A 17,923-nucleotide genomic window follows, 5' to 3' on the forward strand; every position below is an offset into this window, starting at 1 on the left:
CATCCGGACCGGAGCAAATTATTGAATATCAGAAGAGGAAAAAAACTCCGGAAGCGGTATGAATGAAAATCAGAAGCCTTGACATATTTACAACGTTGTACAAGAATCTGTCGCATCGATACTGGCCGTATTGTGTGGCCCAGGTGTTTCGAGTACACACATGAGGGACCGAAAATGCCAGGGAACTGCATGAACACTTGAGGGATGAGGATGGCATAGGATGCCATTCGGGTGAACGCATTGAAATGCCAACGATCATGTCGTTATTTTCAGAAAATTCGATGGTGTGTTATACGGCCAAGAATACGCAGATCCGTCTTTTATGCGGATCCCCCTAAACATTTTTAAATGTCTTGCTATATCGAAATAACCATTATATGAACAAAACAGAGATAAGTGATGACAGAGAAAAAACGTAGATACTCAATCAGCCAAGTTACTCAAGGAAGCCATAAGTTTTATACATGCACAATCCCTAGCGATGTGTTGGCGAAGTGTTGTTTCGTTTCCACAAGGGATGAGGACCCTCAAAAAGGGTTTCAGCGAATATTAGACAAGAAGCGGGCTGCAGAAATAGCCAAGTATATTGACTCAGGCTTAGGCACTATCCCTAGCTCAATTATTCTTTCAGCCCAAGAAGAAGCGGACCTCAAAATTGTTGGGAAAGGGAAAACAGTTGAATTTAACGATACTCCAAAGGCATTTTTAATTCTAGATGGGCAGCACAGGGTGTATGGATTTTCTTTAGCCGAATCTACATTGAGGATTCCAGTAGTTATATATAACGATTTATCCCGCCGCGATGAATCAAGACTATTTATTGATATCAATTCTAAGCAGCGAGGCGTTCCCAATGAGCTTTTGTTAGACATTAAAAATTTAGCTGAATATGAAAGCAACGAGGAAAACTTGATGAGAGAGGTATTTGATCTCTTTAACAGTGATCCAGAAAGTGCATTCTTAAATAAGTTTTCTGCTTCTTCCAGGGCGAAAAAAAAGATCACGAGAGTCACTTTCAACAATTCAATAAAACCCTTGCTTAACGTATTTAGAGGAAAAGATGCTGAAGAAATATATTCCGTATTAAATAGTTATTTTTTGGCTTTTATTATTGGCTTGAAAGAAATTAATTGCGATGAGTCGATATTAGGAGCTGTTGTGTTCCGTGCTATATCAAACTTTTTCCCAATCGCTGCCTCGAAATTGAAAGACCGGCATGGTGCTAATTACTCTGTGGATAATTTCTACGAAGCTATGGAGGGGTTATTTTCGCGTATTAAACCGGCCAGATTTAATAGCCCTGGAACCTCTTATAAAGCTCTATCAGATCATCTAGAAGATAACATCAAGTCAGAATTTACTTTGTAATGAAGCATATAGAACTACTTAGGCCAATATTGCTTCAGGGGCTATTAAACACCGAAATACCTGTCGAAACTACGGACTTCAAGAAATGGGTATCATCTGGCAACTATATAGTAAGAGATATTCCTTCAAACAAAGTTATAGAAATAGAAGTTAACAATGAATATGCTTTTAACCATATGGTTGCTTTTGACAGCTGTAGAATGGCAAGTGCGTCCTTTGAAACAATGGAAAGCATTCATTCCATATCTTCATTGCCTAAATCTTTTGCATGGATAGCTATCAAATCCTATTACGCAGCTTTTTTTTCTGCGCACTCCATCATGAGATGCTTTGGCAATATCTGTAGTCAGCTGGAACGGAGTCATGTTACCCAGTTAAATAGTTATGGTTTGACGGTTGGGTTAAAAAACTCTATTCGGTCAGATGCAGGGTTTTTTGCCGGCAAATATGATCCCCTTACTAGATTGCTTGTGCTGGAGAAGATGAGCAATACACATGAGGATACCTGGAGAGCATTTAAAAAATGTTTGCAAATCATTAGTAATAAAGTGCTTACTGTTTCGGGTTTGACAGTTCATAAGCAACAAGTATCCGCAACGGTTGATGATATTATTTTTAGACTAACTGATAGAGGTCGACTTTCAAAAGGAAACTACCTTTCTCAATACAGAAACGCCGTCAATTATCGGCAGGAACACGATGCTTGGCATCCATATGGAAAGAACTCAATAAAATCAGAAAAGATCATTGGAATTTTGTCTGGATGGAGACAAGAAGACAGCATATCTCCTGCTGTTTGGAAAGAATCAAAAGATTCGTATAGTTTTTTTCTAACCTGCAGAGACGTGGTAAGTCTAAACCACCAAATTATTAACTTGGTGATCAGTAACTCCGAAAATGCGGCAAATATGTACAGGCGATGGCCAGGCAAATTGCTTAGCCTAGCAACAGCGGCATGACCGCATTTAGCAATCTGTTGCTAGGGACTGCATTTCGCTATACTCCATGCAGCCACAGAAACAAGGGTATGAGATCAAATCTGTTGTTAACGAATTTCTGCCTCCACCTTTCCCACCTACTTCTTGAAGCCTTTCCCTGCGGACTGCTTCCCCATACCTGCGGACGAAACTCCCAACAACCTACTTGTCCCCTCTTCTAGAGAGCTAATGCCAACATTCGAATCAATCCTACCAGACTTAGCTACGGAAGTTGGAGCTGTCCTGGCTGGGGAAGGCCGCACTGCGCTTATACCACAAATCGCATCAGTAATTGTTGATCGGTGTACCTATGATGAAACAGCTTATGCTGGTTATATCTATTTTATTCGTCCATCTCCAAGCCCCCACTTCGCGAATCTTGCGGCACCTGTTGCTGAAACAATTCCATTCTTAAAAGATGGTTTCAATATCGACGTCGATCACGACGGCAATCTCTTTGGAATTGAATTTTTGAGCCGACCAGATGTTATCAAAAAGCTAAGGAAAGCAAATACACTCTAGCAAGGTGTTCGAAGCGGACGCGATGAGACGGCGGATCGTTTCCAGTTATATCAGCGGCCCGCGCCGCTCCACACAGTGTTAGGCAACGCCTCTAAAACCTTGCAACCCATCAATGCCATTTGCCATGAGGGTCATGTCTACTTTCGTAGTATCTGCACAAGCAATAAGGAATGAAAAATTTCGCAGCAAGCATTCGGGGTATCAAAGGCTAAAAGAGTTTTAGCTGTTGGAGATCCTTCTTTGGGCAACCGTGGTATTGGACATCACGTTCCACCATGCTCTTTTAGGTGCGTCGCTGAAAGGCTTGTCTCTCCTGCTCCGACGCCTGCCGTTCGGTCCTTGGGTCGGACGCTCTTATGAGCCGGCGGACTTTGTTTGAGCGCAGCGAGTTAGGCCGCCCTCCTAAGGTTCGCGTCCGTCCCATCTCAATGAGACCGGACGGGGCGTCAATGGTTTTGGGACCTTTTGCCGAAACAAAAGGTCCTCGCCTGCCGGGGCGAAACCCGGCAACACAGCAAATCACGTGAGCACAAGAATGGGGGACGCCGAGTGCCTCATCCTTCTATTTACCTAGCCAATCTTTAAATTGCCCCAGCCTTACCCCGCTTTCACGTATTGGTGAAAACGCTCGGTGAGAAACGGCAGACCTTTGATGTCGGAATAATTCTTTAAAAGGGTATCGATTTTGGAGATACGGAGGGTGGTGGAAGGATGCGTGGTGAAAAACTTGGATTCCACATGCCCTTCTTCTTTGGCCAATGTCTGCAGATAATCTTCCAGTCCCTGCGGGTTATAGCCTGCCCGATAGGCATACTCTACCCCAACCACGTCGGCTTCAAATTCTTTGTCTTTATCCAGTCCTTTCGTGAATAAGAGGTCCGTCATTTCATCGATGACGCTGGAGAACATCGCCGGATCCTGTTTCATGGCGGTGAGGGACAGTTCCGAGACACTGCCCATCAGGGCTCCCCGGCGAATGGCGTCCAGCATGTGTTTCTGGGTGACATGCGCAATCTCATGGGCCAACACGCCGGCTAATTCGGCTTCATTGTTCAGGGTCTTCAGGAGGCCGACGGTGATGAATATATAGCCACCGGGAGCGGCAAAGGCATTCTGTTCCTGGCTGTTAAGAATGGCGAAATGATAGTTCAGGGTTGGCCGGTCCGAGACTTCCGCCACCGTCTTTCCCACTAGATTGATATAGCGTGTCCAGGCTGGATTCGAATATTCACCGCCGAAACGGCTAAAGGCTTCCACCGCGACGGCTTCCCCCAACGTGATTTCCTCTTCTTCTCCAATAGGCTCCATCGCTTGAACAACCCCGACGCCTTTTTTCAGAAGATCGATTTTTTGTTGTTTCATGCCGAGGGCCGCACCGAGACCTCCTATGAGATCCGTTTGTTGCGACGATTGCCCGGATTGTGATCCCCCGCACCCCATGCTGGACAAGAGGAGACTCAAAATGGTGACATTCGCAAGAAATTTACCGATATTCATTGGGCACCTCCCGAAAATTCTCCTAAGTTCCCAGCTTTTTTAAACTGCATGAATTCCTCCGGGGCAATGGAAAAGGCCTCCATGTGATCCACGGCATCACGGTCTTCCTTTTTAATATTTTTGGCTTTGGCATATTGTTCGGTGGATTCCTTGAGGCCTCGAATGCTGCCTCCTGCCCGGGACTCTCGGGCGGCAATGGTGTTCCGCCCCGTGAGGCCGGAGAGGCCAAGCCCGCCGCCACCCGTGGAAGGTTTTTCTTCTGCCAGCCGGAATTTAAATACCCAGCCTGTTTTTCCTGTGGCGGTTTTGACTTTGGCGAGTCGACCTTCTTCGGACAAGACGGTCACGGCATCTCCTAGCGCCAGGGTGGCGACGACGGCGGAGGTGGGAGATTTCTCAGCATTGACTTTGACGTCATCCTGTTTGGCGTAAAGTGTCGCTGCCCAATTGGTTGTTGGAATCATCCAGGCAGCCAATGTGAGGAAGACGACTCCGACGATTACTCGAGCGATACGGTCTGGCATGAGGCCCCCTTTCAGCGTGGAACTATAGGGCGTGATTATTGGACTGTTGAATATTGAAAATTTTCACTAGTTTCAATTATCGCTATATTATTAGCGTGGCAGCGAAGCGCATGGGGAGGGTTCAAAAAGGCCGTCCACCAAGGCCGCAGCCCGTTTGGCACGCGGAACGTACATGGGGGGTACGTGAGCATGACAAATGGGCGAGAACGCCGGTGGCGGCTTTTTTCAACACTCCCATTATTGATAGTCTCCGATTAAACTAAACCCGGCCCAATAGGACGGGTGGGGAAAATCCTTTTTGACGAGGAGTTGCGCTTGCCGCAAGCTTCTGGCTTTATTCGCCGTGACGTAATTCCGGTAAAAATGTTTCATGAGCACCGAGGTGGAGAGGTCGTCCACCCGCCAAAGGGCGGACACCAGGGCATGCGTGCCGGCATAGACAAAGGCGCGGTTCAGGCCGATAAGTTCACCGGCTTCCAGTTTGCCCAGGCCTGTTTGGCAGGCGCTTAAGGTTACCAGATCCGCGTTTAATTCCAACCCAAAAATCTCCTTGACGGTCAGTCGGCGGTTTTCGGGGTTTTCTGAAGCCAGCCAGAGTGAGGACAACAGCGGATTGCCCTCATCAAATTCACCATGGGCCGCTAAGTGAATGATGCCATATCGGGAGATATTCTTCACCACCCATTCCTTGGTGGCCTTTGTTCCGGTCAGAATATCCATGTTGGGATAATTCCATTTGATGCTTTGGGCCTCCAATTCGGCTAGTGGAAGATCGTAATTAAAATTTCCCAAATCGGGATTTCCGATGGCAAGGACTTTGTCATTTTTGACGGCTTGACGTTTGGCAAAGGTGAATTGGAAGACGGAAGCCGAGGGTGCGTAAAAAAGCGGGATCTCATCCACGAGATAGGCGGGGCCGTGTTTGAGTGCCGCAAAGGAGAGAAAATGTAAAGGGCCATCGGGAATAATTCCCAAATACTCCAGGTTTTTGATGTCGGGTTCAATCGGTTGAATCAGAGACCCATAAAGTTTTTGTAATTCATCATCAACCGGTTCCAGATGCTGAACGAGTTGCCGATAACGGGTCACTAAGCGGGTGAGGTCTTCTTCCTTCGCTGACACAGATTTGAAAATGGTTCGCTCGTTCGTGATGAGCCACAGGTAGAGCTGGTCTTTTGTCAGAAAATAGGTGAGCAGTCCCACTTTAGGGGCCAGGAGCTGTTGGACTCCTTCCAGATTGAGCGGATCCACGGAGACAAAACTGCTGAGCGCTGGATTCTCCTGTTTGACCTCCAGGATGGCTTCTTCATACAGGGCTTTCGTATTGTGATACCGTTCCTGAAGGTCGGCCGGCGGTTCCTCATATGATCCCAGTTCCGATTTGAGCGAATCCAGGGTGGAAGCCATCATGTTGATTTTTGTCCAGGTCTCCTGATCACCTTCAGTTTTGAAGGAGAGTTTTTGATTACCCAGCAGGTCGATAAAACTTCTGGATCGGGAGCGCTCTAAAAAGTTAAAGGCGTCATCGGTCCGATTCATCGTGATGAGCAGGGTGATGATGTCCCCGTACAGATCCAGTTTGTTAGTCTGGAAACTATTGCGGAGTTCATCGATTTTTAGCGCGGCCCGCATGCCTTCTACCACCTCGACCCCTTTGGTAAACCAGTTCAAGGCATCCGGGAGCTTTCCCTCCTCCCGTAACAACGTGGCCTTGCCTGCTGCCGCGCGCCATTCCACTTCCTTGATGCCGTATCGCTGAGAGATCTCATGCGCCCGCTCGTAATAGCCGAGAGCCGGTTCTGGTCGCCCCAGCGCTTTATTGACGTTACCCAGTTCGAGTAAGGCCTTGACCCAGTTGATGACATTGTTGATCTCGGCGCTGATCTGCTCAGCTTTCAGAAAATGCCCTTCGGCTTCTTCCAACTGTCCCAGGGCTAATAGGGAGATGCCGATATTCCGATGGTCGTAGCCTAAACCCCATTGGCTCTTGAGGGACTCGTCCAGCGTTTTGGCCTGTTGAAAATAGTCCAGGGCGGCGGCATGGTCGCCCCGTTGCCGGTAGATCAATCCAAGGTTGTTGAGCGAAGAGGCTAACTCGGTTTGAATATTGGAGGACCGGCTCAGCGTGACCGCATCGTGTAAATGGACGAGTCCTTTGTCGGTGTCATTGAGTGTCCAGTAGATCAGCCCGCGGGTATTTTTCACCATAATGCGTAATTGCGGGTCTTTGGCCTGTTCGGCTTTTTTGTCGGCCTGGGTTAAGAATTGAAAGGCGGTTTGATAGTTCCCCTGGAACCAGGCCACATTGGCGAGGTAGAGGTCGCCCGTCGTGAGGAGCTTGGGGTCATCCAGTTCTTTCGCAATGGCCAGGGCCTGGTGGTAGCGGTCCGCGGCCTGGTCGAACAGGCCGACTTTTTCATACGTCAGTCCCACTTCATACAGCGTTTCGGCTTCTCCCTGCGGATCGCCTTGCTCCTGATACAGTTTCAGGGCGGCCAGAAAGTTTTCCCGGGCTTTCTCGTACCGGCCTAATCGAAGGTAATAAATACGCCCGATTCGACGGTATTGAAACGCCGTGTGACCCATTTCCCCGATTTCCTGATACAGGGAAAACGACTGGTTGAATTGTTCCAGGGCTTCCGGATAGGCCCCCATGTTTTCACGGACAATGCCCAATGTGGCCATGCCTTCCGCGAGTCGGTCAAGCTCGTCGCCCTGATCCCAAATCTGATTGGCCTGTTCGAGATGTTGCACGGCGATGTCGAAATGTTCGAGTCGGGAATGCAAGATGCCCAAACGATATTCCGCCTCGGCTCGCTCACTGGCAGGGGTTTCCGCGGTGAGGGAATCCAGCAGCTTCTGTTGAAAGAAGATTCCCTTTTCATAATCGTTGACTTCAAAGGCGGTTTCCACAGCCAGGGTGGTGAGTTCTTTGAAGTCCTGTCGTTTTTTTGCATGCTCGATAAGGGCGAGCGCATGTTCGATATGCAGGAGGGAGGCGGGAAAGTCTTTGGTCTCAAATGCGTGAATGGCCTCTGCGACTTCTTGGTCGTAGATAGAGGCGGCATATTCCTGACGTTCGTCCGGACCCATGCCGGCAAATCCGTAATGGCGGAAGGGATATTTCCCCTGATCCGGTCCCCAGATATCCTTCGATGCGGCCACGACGGCCTCATCGGGAGAAAGCGTATCGAGATGCGTGAGATATTGATTCAGAAACCTGGTAGCGGTTTGGGAATCGAGCGCTGTCCGGCTCACGATGACATGAGGAAATCCGGCGCGCAGGAGAGAGGAAACCAGCACCCATGGGGAAGGGGATGAGGAGGGGATCCCGCCGAAGAGCAGGATCGAATGATGTTGGCTGCCGGCAAAATCGAGCACGGAAACATATTCCCGAACATCCTGATCTTCCTGTACCTCAAAGGCGAATGTATCCGGATTTTTGATAAATGCGGCAATGTTGGTGTGGGTAGCCAGCGGATGATCATGAGCCTCGACCCCGTTAAATTGCTGGAGCACAAATGGAATTTCCCCCGCACTCGGGGGCGTGGAAGGGACAAGCGTGCTCGGGGTGGTGATGTAAGAAAAAAAGAGGCTGCGCTGATGATAGCCATTCAGGAAGTCATAGAAGTTACTGACCCACGTGAGCGGTTTCTGATCGAGTCCCAGTGAAGGGAGGGTGGATTCCAGTTCCTGCGGCATTGCCACATAGGCTGATGCCGATTGTGTGAGCCGCTTGTGAAATTCTTCATCCCCGGCGACTCCTTTTTCCGTGACCGCCAGAGGGCTGTAATGGAGGGTCTCCCCGTCATGAACAAAGCCATGATAGCCTTGCCTTCCTTTGAGAATTTTCAGGTAGGGATGTGAGGCGTCAACGCCCAAAAATATCAGGTCCCTGGTCGGAGGATAGGCCCAGAAGGACGCGGTGGCCCAGGGATATTCTTCAAACAGGGCATAGAGCGTGTCCTGAAGGGCAGGAGCCAGTTCTTCAATGGCCGCAACGTTCCCCTGATTTCTGGCTTGCCGGAGTTCCCCGAGTAAGGAGCGTAGTTCCGGTTCATAGTCTCCCAAGCCTTTGAGAAACAGATCTTCTCCCACGGCTTCATAGACGGCGCTGGTCATGTGTCGAATGCTCAGTTGCTCGGCCACGGTAAAGGCGTCGTCGGGCCGGCCTTCTTCAGTCAATTGGTCAACAGAGAGCTGAATCAGACGTTCGTATGCGGGCCAGGTGTTGGTCTGACCTGTTGGAGGGTCGGTTTGCGCGGGGAAACGAAGGACCGCTTCAACGGATTGGGTGAGAAACTTCTTTCGCATGGAGGGATCAGCGGCTTCTTCGGCTTGAGACAGATACCACAACCAGCTATTGGGGGCTTGCCGGTCTTCCACCAGTTTGAGTAAGTCGTCCTGAATCCGGCGATAGACCTGAGACTGATCCGATGTTCGTGCTAATTCGGCCTGGTTCAACTTCACCAGAAATTGAGCAGGCAGACGTTCAGAATCTGAGAATAAGGCAGGCTTGAGAAGGAGCGAGTCCGCCTTCTGATAATAGGACCACGGAAGCGTCTGATAGGTGAACTGCTCATGCATGCGTTGGACGGCCTCAGCCGGCCTGAGTCCCTGATCCGGCGATGGGTCGGGAAGAAGCGAGAGGAGCATGGCGGTGTTGGTGAGGGTGAAGAACAGATTGCGGTCTTCATAGTTTCGTTGCTGGAGATCCCGAATCCCCGAGGTGATGGCCTCCACAAGGCTTTGGTCCGGGGTTTGCCCTTGCAGGAGGCTTTCGACCGCCAATGTCGAAAGATTATAGACGTTGACGCTGGTCCCGAACGGGATATTTAAGGTCCGGGTGTAATTCAAGGATTGACGAAAGGACTCCATCGCCTGTTCAGGTTCATCTAATTGGTGGGACAGCACTCCCAGCCGATTGAGGACAATGGCTTTTTCTGTCAGAGCGGCCGCATCCTGTGTAGCCGGTGTCACCTGATTGAGGAGAGCGAGTTTTTTGCGATAATAATCTCGAGCGGGACCGGGTTCGTCTAATTGCTCATAGGTGCTGGCGATATAACTGAACATGAGCTTTTGCTCGCCGATCCGATCGAATCCGCTGGCCGCTTGAGACCCCTTTTCATTGAGGGCCACATTCACATTGAACAGGCCTGGTCCCTTGGAAAGAGTTTTGCCGCCGCCTATGGTGAGGTGGTCCAGGCTGGTAAAGTAACTGCCCAAAGCCTGTTTGAGTTCCTCGCGTCCACCGGTTTCACTGGCGCGGCTCAGGTTGAACAGGTTGACCCCGATATTTCTCTGGAGCAATGTGACATTTTGTTCCTGTCCTAACTCACGGTTCAGGACCAAGGCCTGAGAGAACGCCTCAATGGCTTTGGCATATTGTCCGATGTCCTGATGGGACAATCCGATGCGTTCCAGGATTTCGGCTTGTAGATTTGGCTGCTCGGGAGGGACCTTTCGTAAGGCCAACTGATATTGCACTAACGATTCCTCGGTGCGTCCGGATTTAAAACAGGCTTCTCCATAATTTTTGCGATAGAGCAATTCGGTGATAGTCTCGCCGGACGGAGCGAATTGCTCCTCACGCTGTCGGTAATGTCGATAGGCTTCGCGGGCATTCGAGAGAGCCAGGTAGGTATTTCCTAAATTCAAGAGCAGTTGGGATTCCACGTCGGGAAAGCGACCGGCATCGTTGATCTCCAGCGCGATGCGATATTCCTGCTCGGCCTTTTCAAGATATCCTTTGTTGCCGGACGTCCGTTCGGTTTGTTCGTAGGCCCATCCGAGCGTTTGGTGGACATACCCCAGGGCGGGATCTTTTTTCATGGCGCGTTGGAGAAGGCGGATGACTAACGGGAGGTCGGGCGGTTCGGTATAGGACAATGCCAGGGCCTGACCATATTGATAGACGGCGTGATCGGGATGGGTCTTGACTAAGGTGGTGTACCAGTCCTGGACCTCCGCCGTGTCGTGGAGCATGACTTTAGTTTCAATATAGGCCCGATGGGCTTCTACCGATTCGGGATATTGGTTGATCAGGTGTTTTAAGGATTTGGCGGCGATACGGGTCTCCCCCACCTTCCGGTCCTTCAGCGCTTTTTTTACCAATTGTAAAATGAGCAGACTCCTGGCTTCCTGGAGTTCGGTGAGATTTTCTCCGGGAAACTGACTTAAGGCGGCATAGGTATCCGCGGCTTCCTGGTAGCGTTCCGATTCTGAAAGGATCGTCGCCTTGTTCCGATAGGCTTGGATGACAAGTTCGTTGGGAAGGTCAGGAGCCGAAATAATGAAATCCAGTGTTTCCAGAGCGGAGAGTTGTTCTCCCTGTTCGTGATAGAGGTCCGCAATGGTTAGGCGGGTAGTGGCGATTAAGACGGGAAAGTCAGGATACTGAGGGATAATCTTGTTCAAGGCTGTAATGCGCTCACGTTCCGTTTCACCCTGTTGGGAGAGCATCACCACTTGTTGGATGGCCCGTTTGCCCCAGGAGGAGCGTTCGCCAAATAACTGGATGACATCCACGAACACGCGGATCACATTGGGAGCATCATCCAGAATCCGGTAGGCTTCCCCTCTGGTAAAGAGACCCTTGGCTCGAATCTCTTTGTTGTGCAGATCTTCCACTTTGACGAGGTAATCCAGGGCCGTGAGAGGATCCTCCGCAAAAAGGTAAAGCCGTCCGGCTTCAATGAGGGCTTGACCGTATACCTCATCCATGTTCCGGTGTTCCTCACCGATGGTGAGGAGCTCAGCCGCGCCTGTGGCGACTAACCGGCGTCTTGCCGCGGAGCTGATGCCCTGAGCCTGCTCCCGGACTCGCAAGACGATGGTATAGATTCTGGCCAACGCGCCGGTCCGTCCCGGTTGGCTGGTGTAGGGCTCCAGAGATTGGCGGGCCGCAAGAAAATTTCCCTCCTGTGTCTGTGTTTCGGCAAGGGAAAAATCAAATTCCGCTCGTGCCTCAGGGGGTTGCTCTGCCAACAGATTGTGAGAAATGTTCCCGAGGACCAGGAGGGCGAGATCCAATTGCCCGTGATCCTGATACGATGCGGCCAGCGATTTGGCCTGATCGAGGTCGACGTAATCCTTGAGAAACGCGGGGATGTCCATTCGGAAAATATCTCCGCTCTTCAGATCGGAATAATAGAGGAAATCCCCCGACACGGCTGGGTAAATATCAAATTTGTGCGCCGGAGTGATCCGATAGAGTCTTTGGAGTTGAGGCTGCTGCGGGTCCCAAAGTCTCATCCAAATGGACGATTCATCATCGGTATCAACGAGCCCGTCATTGTTGGTGTCCCGGTCATATCGGGTAAACACCAGGGGGACATTCGTGGTCATGGTAGCGGGGTTGTGGTCCAAGGCAGGCCAGAGATCCAGGACCTTGCTGTCCTGGTCGAAGGAGGTGGAGCTGTTGTCGTGAAGATTCAATAGGGTCAGATGGCCACCATTGGAATACAGAAGTTGCCCCTGGGCATTCACGAAATAGCTGGTGGCTTGGGGCACAACCAGTTCTTCAGATTGGCTCGAAAAGGATTTCCGGTAGATGGCGGAGGTGTTGTGAAGCGGATCGGTTTTGAGATACAAAAATCCTTGTTCTTCTTGGTCCCACTGTGGAGCACCGTCGCCGCTGGTTAAATCCGTCAGTCGTTGCTCCTCACGGGTAATCAGATCCAGGAGATAAACATCACCGCGGGGATCGGATTTATGGGACACATATAAGAGTCGAGTGCCATCCCGGTTCAAGGCCGGTTCCTGATCACTGGCCGGGTGCGTGGTCATTTGTCGAGGAAGCGTCAGCGCGGAACTCTTGAGTGTTTGAACCCAGATATCCAGATTGCCGGATCGATTGGACACAAAGGCGAGCGTCTGTCCATCCATGGAGACTGACGGTTGATAATCCAGAGCAGGGTGAGTGGTCAGGCGTTCAGGGGGCGCAGCGAAAGTCGTCAGGGAAAAGCCGAATACTCCGGCCAGGCCCATGGACGCGATCAAATACCATAGGGCTCCTTGAGCATAGAGCGACCTTTTCCCTTTTCTTCCTGATGTTGGCTCAGGAGCATCGTGGCAAGGAGGGGAGAGAGGATTATCTCGCAACGTGGAGTTGTGATTTAGGGTGTGGGGTCTTTTTGAGTCCATGTCCCATTGTCCAGTTGGATTCGTTCTCCCTTGAGCGCTTTATCCCGATTGAGTGCGGCAAACATTTTGTGGACGCGTGGTAATTCTGAGGGTGTCAGGGTCTCGTTGGTCTCAATGATCCGGCTCATGATCGCGAGACGATCCTCATTCTCCTCGTTGATTAGATTTTCAACAAACGCTCGATCGTCCGGTTGGACCTTTTCCGGCTCCAGGAGAGTGACGCCACCTTCATTATTTTCTCCGATAATTCCTAATGATTTATAGCGATTGAGGTCATCTTTGTTAAACGACACTCGTTGGAGGGCACGCACAACGTCTTTTTTCCCTGGAGGAAGTTCCTGTGTCTGTTTCAGTTTCCCCTTCGGATCAATATAGCGAACCGAGGCCACGAGCATGACTTGCTGATTGAGTTCTTGATACGTGCCGAGGACCTGATTTTCCAATGCCGTGCGTTCATCAACTACGGTCACACCGACTAATGGTCCGCTGCAGGCTGTGAGGAGGGCAAGAAGAAGGGTCAGTGAAATGGGATGGAAAGAGAACGTGTGATCAGTCCTGTAGGGGGGTAATAGGAGATAGAACATAACGAATCGGCTCCTTATGAGAGTAGAGGCTGCTTTATCTTATCAAATTACAGAAACCCGCTGAAGAAAAATTTCCACAAGGTCATCCTGTGCCAGACTCTTGTCATTCTGAGTCGGACGCTTTGTCATCCTGAGCGAAGCGAAGGATCTGAGCCCAGGTTATCCGGGTCGTGGCTAGGCTAGATGCTTCGCGTGGCTCAGCATGACAACATTATTAAATGTCCCAATCTGCAGAAAGATCCGTCCATTTGGAATTGACCGTGGCAATTAACGCCAGTTTCTTTATTCGCGTCCAGCCTTTGAGCTGTTTCTCCCGAGCGAGTGCTGCGTGAATATCCCCAGTTTCTTCGAAGTACAATAATCGTGTGATGCGATATCTTGATGTGAAATGACTGCCTTTTCCATACTTGTGTTCATAGACTCGAAGTGTGAGATCATTCGTGAACCCGGCATATAATGTGCCGGATTGGTTTGTCATGATGTACACATAATATTGTTTCATCTGTTGCCTGAGCCTCTCGCATTGTCATCCTGAGTCGGACGAAGGATCTGTGCCCAGCCCAACCGTGCCATGGCCTAGCGAGATGCTTCGCCTTCAGCTCAGCATGACAAGATAAGAGAATTGTTTCCTATTGAAGCACGATCTCCCCTTCGGGGGTGAACGAGTAAGTTTCGGCCCCGATCAAATCCAATACTTTTGCCAGGTCTTCCCAGTTGGGTATGGCGGCGGTAAGTTTTTCGATGTTTTTCATCTTGGCAATCGGGATGCGCTCCAATCTAAAGGTGGGGATCAGACTTCCCTGGAAGTAAATCGTCAGATTGAATTGGCCTCTAGCCACTTCCATCGTCACCCGTGAGGGATTCGCGAACTTCAATTGCGCGCGAACATTGGAGATCGTCGGTCTGCTGCCTTCCGGGTCCAGGAATACGAGGAGGCGATCCAGTGCTTCTTTTCCGATGTGCGTAATGTGCAGGTTGCATTCCAATCGGCTCAAATCCACGGCTCCCGTGGTTCCTTGCAACATGGTCGTGAGTCCAATGGTTGCGGCAATGATGCTATCCCCTTTGATTTTGGATTCCGTCTGGATGAGTCGGTTGGCATCAAGATTCGCCACTTCAAACTCCGCCGATAGACGCAGAGGATCTTCAGCGGCAATGATGACATTTCCCCCAATCCCTCCACCCAATAAATTCATGGCGAGATTTTGCATTTTGAGGGACTGTTGCTCAAACGCCAAATTAGTCGAGAAGTTTTCAATTGTGAATGGCCCGAGCTGGAGAAGATCAATGGTGAGGGTCTGCCCTTTCCGGGAAAACGATTTGAGCTGGGCAATACGGTCGGACGGCTGAAATTTCTTTTTCGGGGAAGGCCGGAGTTCATCAGGTTTCCAGGAAAATGATTTTCTGAGCTGTATCCCACCGTTCATTTGACGGAGTTCCGTGCCATCCCGAGTCACGGAGAGTGCTTCAGACCCGATCTCCACAGAGGCGTCCAGACTCCCCTGTTCTTTTTTGAGCATGGACAGGGTGACCAGGGCTTTGCCGTTCCCCTGTATCCCCAAGGGTTGCAAGGCTTCTTGGAAGGTCTCTACATCCAGAGCCAGGCGGGTGTGCAGTTGGGCAAAGAGTTTTGCCAATTGAGTGCCACGAGGCGAACTGGAGGACAACAGCTCACGCAAGCCCACTACTGCGCTCTTGATGGAAAGGTCGACCCCCGTTGATGTGACATGGATCGGGTCAATCTGGACTTCATTAAGATCCGGAGACGACATGTTCACGTGCAGAGAGGTGTTGGCTAATTCTCTGATCGGGAGGGTGTCCGGCAAGTAAATCCTATTGAGCGTGACATCCGTGGTGAGTTGGGTTTGAGGTGTGGCTCGTGGCGAATAGGCCATGGCCAGGGTGCCATTACCTCCCTGAACCCGATATCCCGAGACGGCTCCCTCGAGATCCCGCAGCGTGAGCTTTCCATTGACTCCCAACGGAAGGGTTAGTTTCTGGAGGTCATCTTCGTTGGGGACTTTACCCGCCGCTCGCAGGGTCAGACTGATCCGTCCTTTTGGATTGATGTCCTCTATTCCCTTCATGAGTGGTCCCGACAGATGCGGGAGAAGGTTGCCCACATGGAGGAGGGGTAGCTGCAGATCTACATCAAATCCTTGGCTCTCCTGCTGATACCGGGCTTTCATCCCCATATCTAATATCTCTTCGCTGGTCAGTCGGAGATTTTCCAATAGAAAATCTTTTTTGAATACATCTTCTTTCGTTGTTGATGACAGTCTGATTGAAGGAAGGGTGGCCGTCAGACTGGGATCCTGGTACCTCAGGTCGACGAGCGTGAGTTGAAGCTGGTCTTCCGAGCGAAGACTGGTGGGTTGAAAGGTCGGCGAGAGATGGCCTTGAAAGTGAGATTTCAAGATCACATGGCTGGTGCCGATTGTCACCGTATCAGCCCCATGGAGGTCAGAGAAATTTGAAGAAAATCCCACCGTTCCCTGAATTGCACCATTGGTTTCTTGGTAGCCGGAAGCAAGCAGGAAGGTAAGTTGGTGCATGGTGCCTTCTGCGCCGAAGGATTCCAATTGAGCTTGAAGGGAGGACAGTTTGAGTGCGGCAGTTGCTTTTGCCCATTCGGGACGGAAATCCGGATGAAGTGCTCCGGTGGCATGCAGCACAAAGGTATCCGGTTCGGACCCTTTCTGGAGAACGAGTCCTTGAAGCCGGTCGTTGGGTATGAGAGCGAGTAATTCATTGATCTTTGGCGACAGACGAACCTTAAGCGAGGCATTCATTCCTTCCTTCGGAGCAGCATGAGGCTGTATCGCGCCGCTTACCTGTAAGGTTCCATAGGGGCTGAGGTCGGCGTTCAAATGTTTCACCTCGATGTGGCGGGTGTGATGATTGCCACTGGTATCGAGGGTCACGGCGAAAGGAAGAGTGAATGGTGTACCAGTTAGTTCGCCGGGTAAGGCGGTAGTGCCGGAGACCTTCAGATTTCCCGAAAATGGGCCGGACGCCTGGTAGTCGCTCTGAAGCATAAAATTAAATTTCTGTATTCCATACGCTTGAAATGTCACATCATGAGTAGCAAGTTTTGCTGAAACGTTTCCCGTCAGGGGGACGTTTTCCTTAATCTGAAGTTCCTGGGCGGTGAATGCCAGATCGGTCGGTCCCACGGTCAGTGCGAGTTCCGGATAATGCAGCTCGATATTTTTCCCGTCTAATCCCGCGTGGATGGTTCCCTCAAATCCGGAGTCGGGAAGTGAGCCGGTGATGGTGAATGAGGGAGAAAGGCGTCCGTGAATTGAAGCCGTGGCAAAATCCGGTGGCACAAAATCCTTGGCGAGGGCCAGAATGTTCCCGAGGTCAAGTTCCGTATCGGCCAGGGAAAGATTCACGCCTTTTTTGGTCAGGAATTCGTTGATCGTTCCGGAAAGTGTGAGGCGAAGGGCCTGATCCGATTCAATGGTGAGCTGTTTCAGATCAAGGTGTTGAGTCGGAAGATGAATCGCCGTATCGAATGTTATCTTCAGAGGCAGTTGAATGTATTTCCCTTGAAGCGCCACGGCGACTTGGTCAACCCGCAGCGTGCCGTTGAGAAGGGCATCATCCGATGAAATGGCCCCCGAACTCTGTAGATTCAAATGGGTCAGGTTCACCGCCAGGTCGGGCGACACCGTTACCTGGATATCGCTCTCAATGATCCGAAATGTTTCAAGATTAATTGAGACCGGAAGGGTTGGAAGCGTTGCCGGTTCAGAAGGGGGTGGGGGAGGTGGCTCCGGAGTGGCTTTCGTCAGTTCAGGCAGATTGAGTGATATGTCTGCATGATCGATGGAGATTTCGTTGATGGTGAAGGTGCCTTTGAGCAGACCCAACAGGCTGTAATCCAATGTCAGATGTTCGAATGTGAGTGGGGTTTGGCCCGGCTTGGTCAATTCCAATTGACTGACTTCAAGGCCGGTGAGCAGATTAAACGAAAGGGATTGGATCCTGACCGTACCTTGAAGAAGCTCGGAGAGACGAATTTCCAGCTCCTGCCGGACCATGTCCGAAGGAAACCAATAGGTCAATAACAGACCGGCACAGAGAAGAAGGGTCAGGATGCCAATGCCTAGCCAGACAAACCACTTCAAGAGTTTTCTTGGTCGTGGTGGCTTTGCCGAAGGAGGCGTGTCTTGTCGGGGGGTATCGGGGGTCATGGAAGAGAAATGGTTTAATTGTCAGGCAGCGACATACCCTCTTTGGTTATTGGAGTTTGGACAGATCATACAGAATATCTGATTCTGGTATTACAGTTTTATTA

General features: G+C 50.5%; 9 protein-coding genes. 3 read left to right on the forward strand and 6 right to left on the reverse strand.

Features of this window, described 5'->3' with window-relative positions:
• Positions 1-399 precede the first annotated feature (399 nt).
• The 3 genes from PJI16_13275 (at position 400) to PJI16_13285 (ending at position 2,867) form a co-directional block, all read left to right on the forward strand.
• Positions 400-1,368, forward strand: coding sequence for a DGQHR domain-containing protein (locus PJI16_13275; protein MDT3778531.1), 969 nt, complete (start codon positions 400-402; stop codon positions 1,366-1,368).
• Positions 1,368-2,327 (forward strand): hypothetical protein, encoded by a 960-nt coding sequence (locus PJI16_13280; GenBank protein ID MDT3778532.1) that lies wholly within the window; start codon positions 1,368-1,370, stop codon positions 2,325-2,327. The genes PJI16_13275 and PJI16_13280 overlap by 1 nt, the downstream gene beginning before the upstream one ends.
• A gap of 207 nt (positions 2,328-2,534) precedes the next feature.
• A complete protein-coding gene (locus PJI16_13285; GenBank protein MDT3778533.1) occupies positions 2,535-2,867 on the forward strand; it encodes a DUF2283 domain-containing protein in 333 nt (110 codons plus the stop codon).
• A 597-nt stretch (positions 2,868-3,464) separates the two neighbouring features.
• Here the strand turns inward: PJI16_13285 and PJI16_13290 are convergent.
• From PJI16_13290 to PJI16_13315, 6 genes are all read right to left on the reverse strand, one after another.
• Complete coding sequence (locus PJI16_13290; protein ID MDT3778534.1) at positions 3,465-4,364, reverse strand: M48 family metalloprotease; 900 nt, start codon at positions 4,362-4,364, stop codon at positions 3,465-3,467.
• On the reverse strand, positions 4,361-4,888 hold the full coding sequence (locus PJI16_13295) for an SH3 domain-containing protein (protein ID MDT3778535.1): 528 nt from the start codon (positions 4,886-4,888) through the stop codon (positions 4,361-4,363). Before PJI16_13295 ends, PJI16_13290 begins: the two co-directional genes overlap by 4 nt.
• A gap of 237 nt (positions 4,889-5,125) precedes the next feature.
• Positions 5,126-13,033, reverse strand: coding sequence for a CHAT domain-containing protein (locus PJI16_13300; GenBank protein MDT3778536.1), 7,908 nt, complete (start codon positions 13,031-13,033; stop codon positions 5,126-5,128).
• Positions 13,006-13,617 carry a DUF1318 domain-containing protein gene (locus tag PJI16_13305; GenBank protein ID MDT3778537.1) on the reverse strand — a complete coding sequence of 204 codons (612 nt, stop codon included), beginning with the start codon at positions 13,615-13,617 and terminating at the stop codon, positions 13,006-13,008. The genes PJI16_13300 and PJI16_13305 overlap by 28 nt, the downstream gene beginning before the upstream one ends.
• A gap of 214 nt (positions 13,618-13,831) precedes the next feature.
• A complete protein-coding gene (locus PJI16_13310) occupies positions 13,832-14,119 on the reverse strand; it encodes a GIY-YIG nuclease family protein (protein ID MDT3778538.1) in 288 nt (95 codons plus the stop codon).
• A gap of 127 nt (positions 14,120-14,246) precedes the next feature.
• Positions 14,247-17,819: a hypothetical protein gene (locus PJI16_13315; protein ID MDT3778539.1), complete on the reverse strand. Its 3,573-nt coding sequence runs from the start codon at positions 17,817-17,819 to the stop codon at positions 14,247-14,249.
• Positions 17,820-17,923 lie beyond the last annotated feature (104 nt).

Origin of the sequence: Nitrospira sp. MA-1, assembly GCA_032139905.1 — a bacterium.
Classification (GTDB): Bacteria; Nitrospirota; Nitrospiria; order Nitrospirales; family UBA8639; genus Nitrospira_E.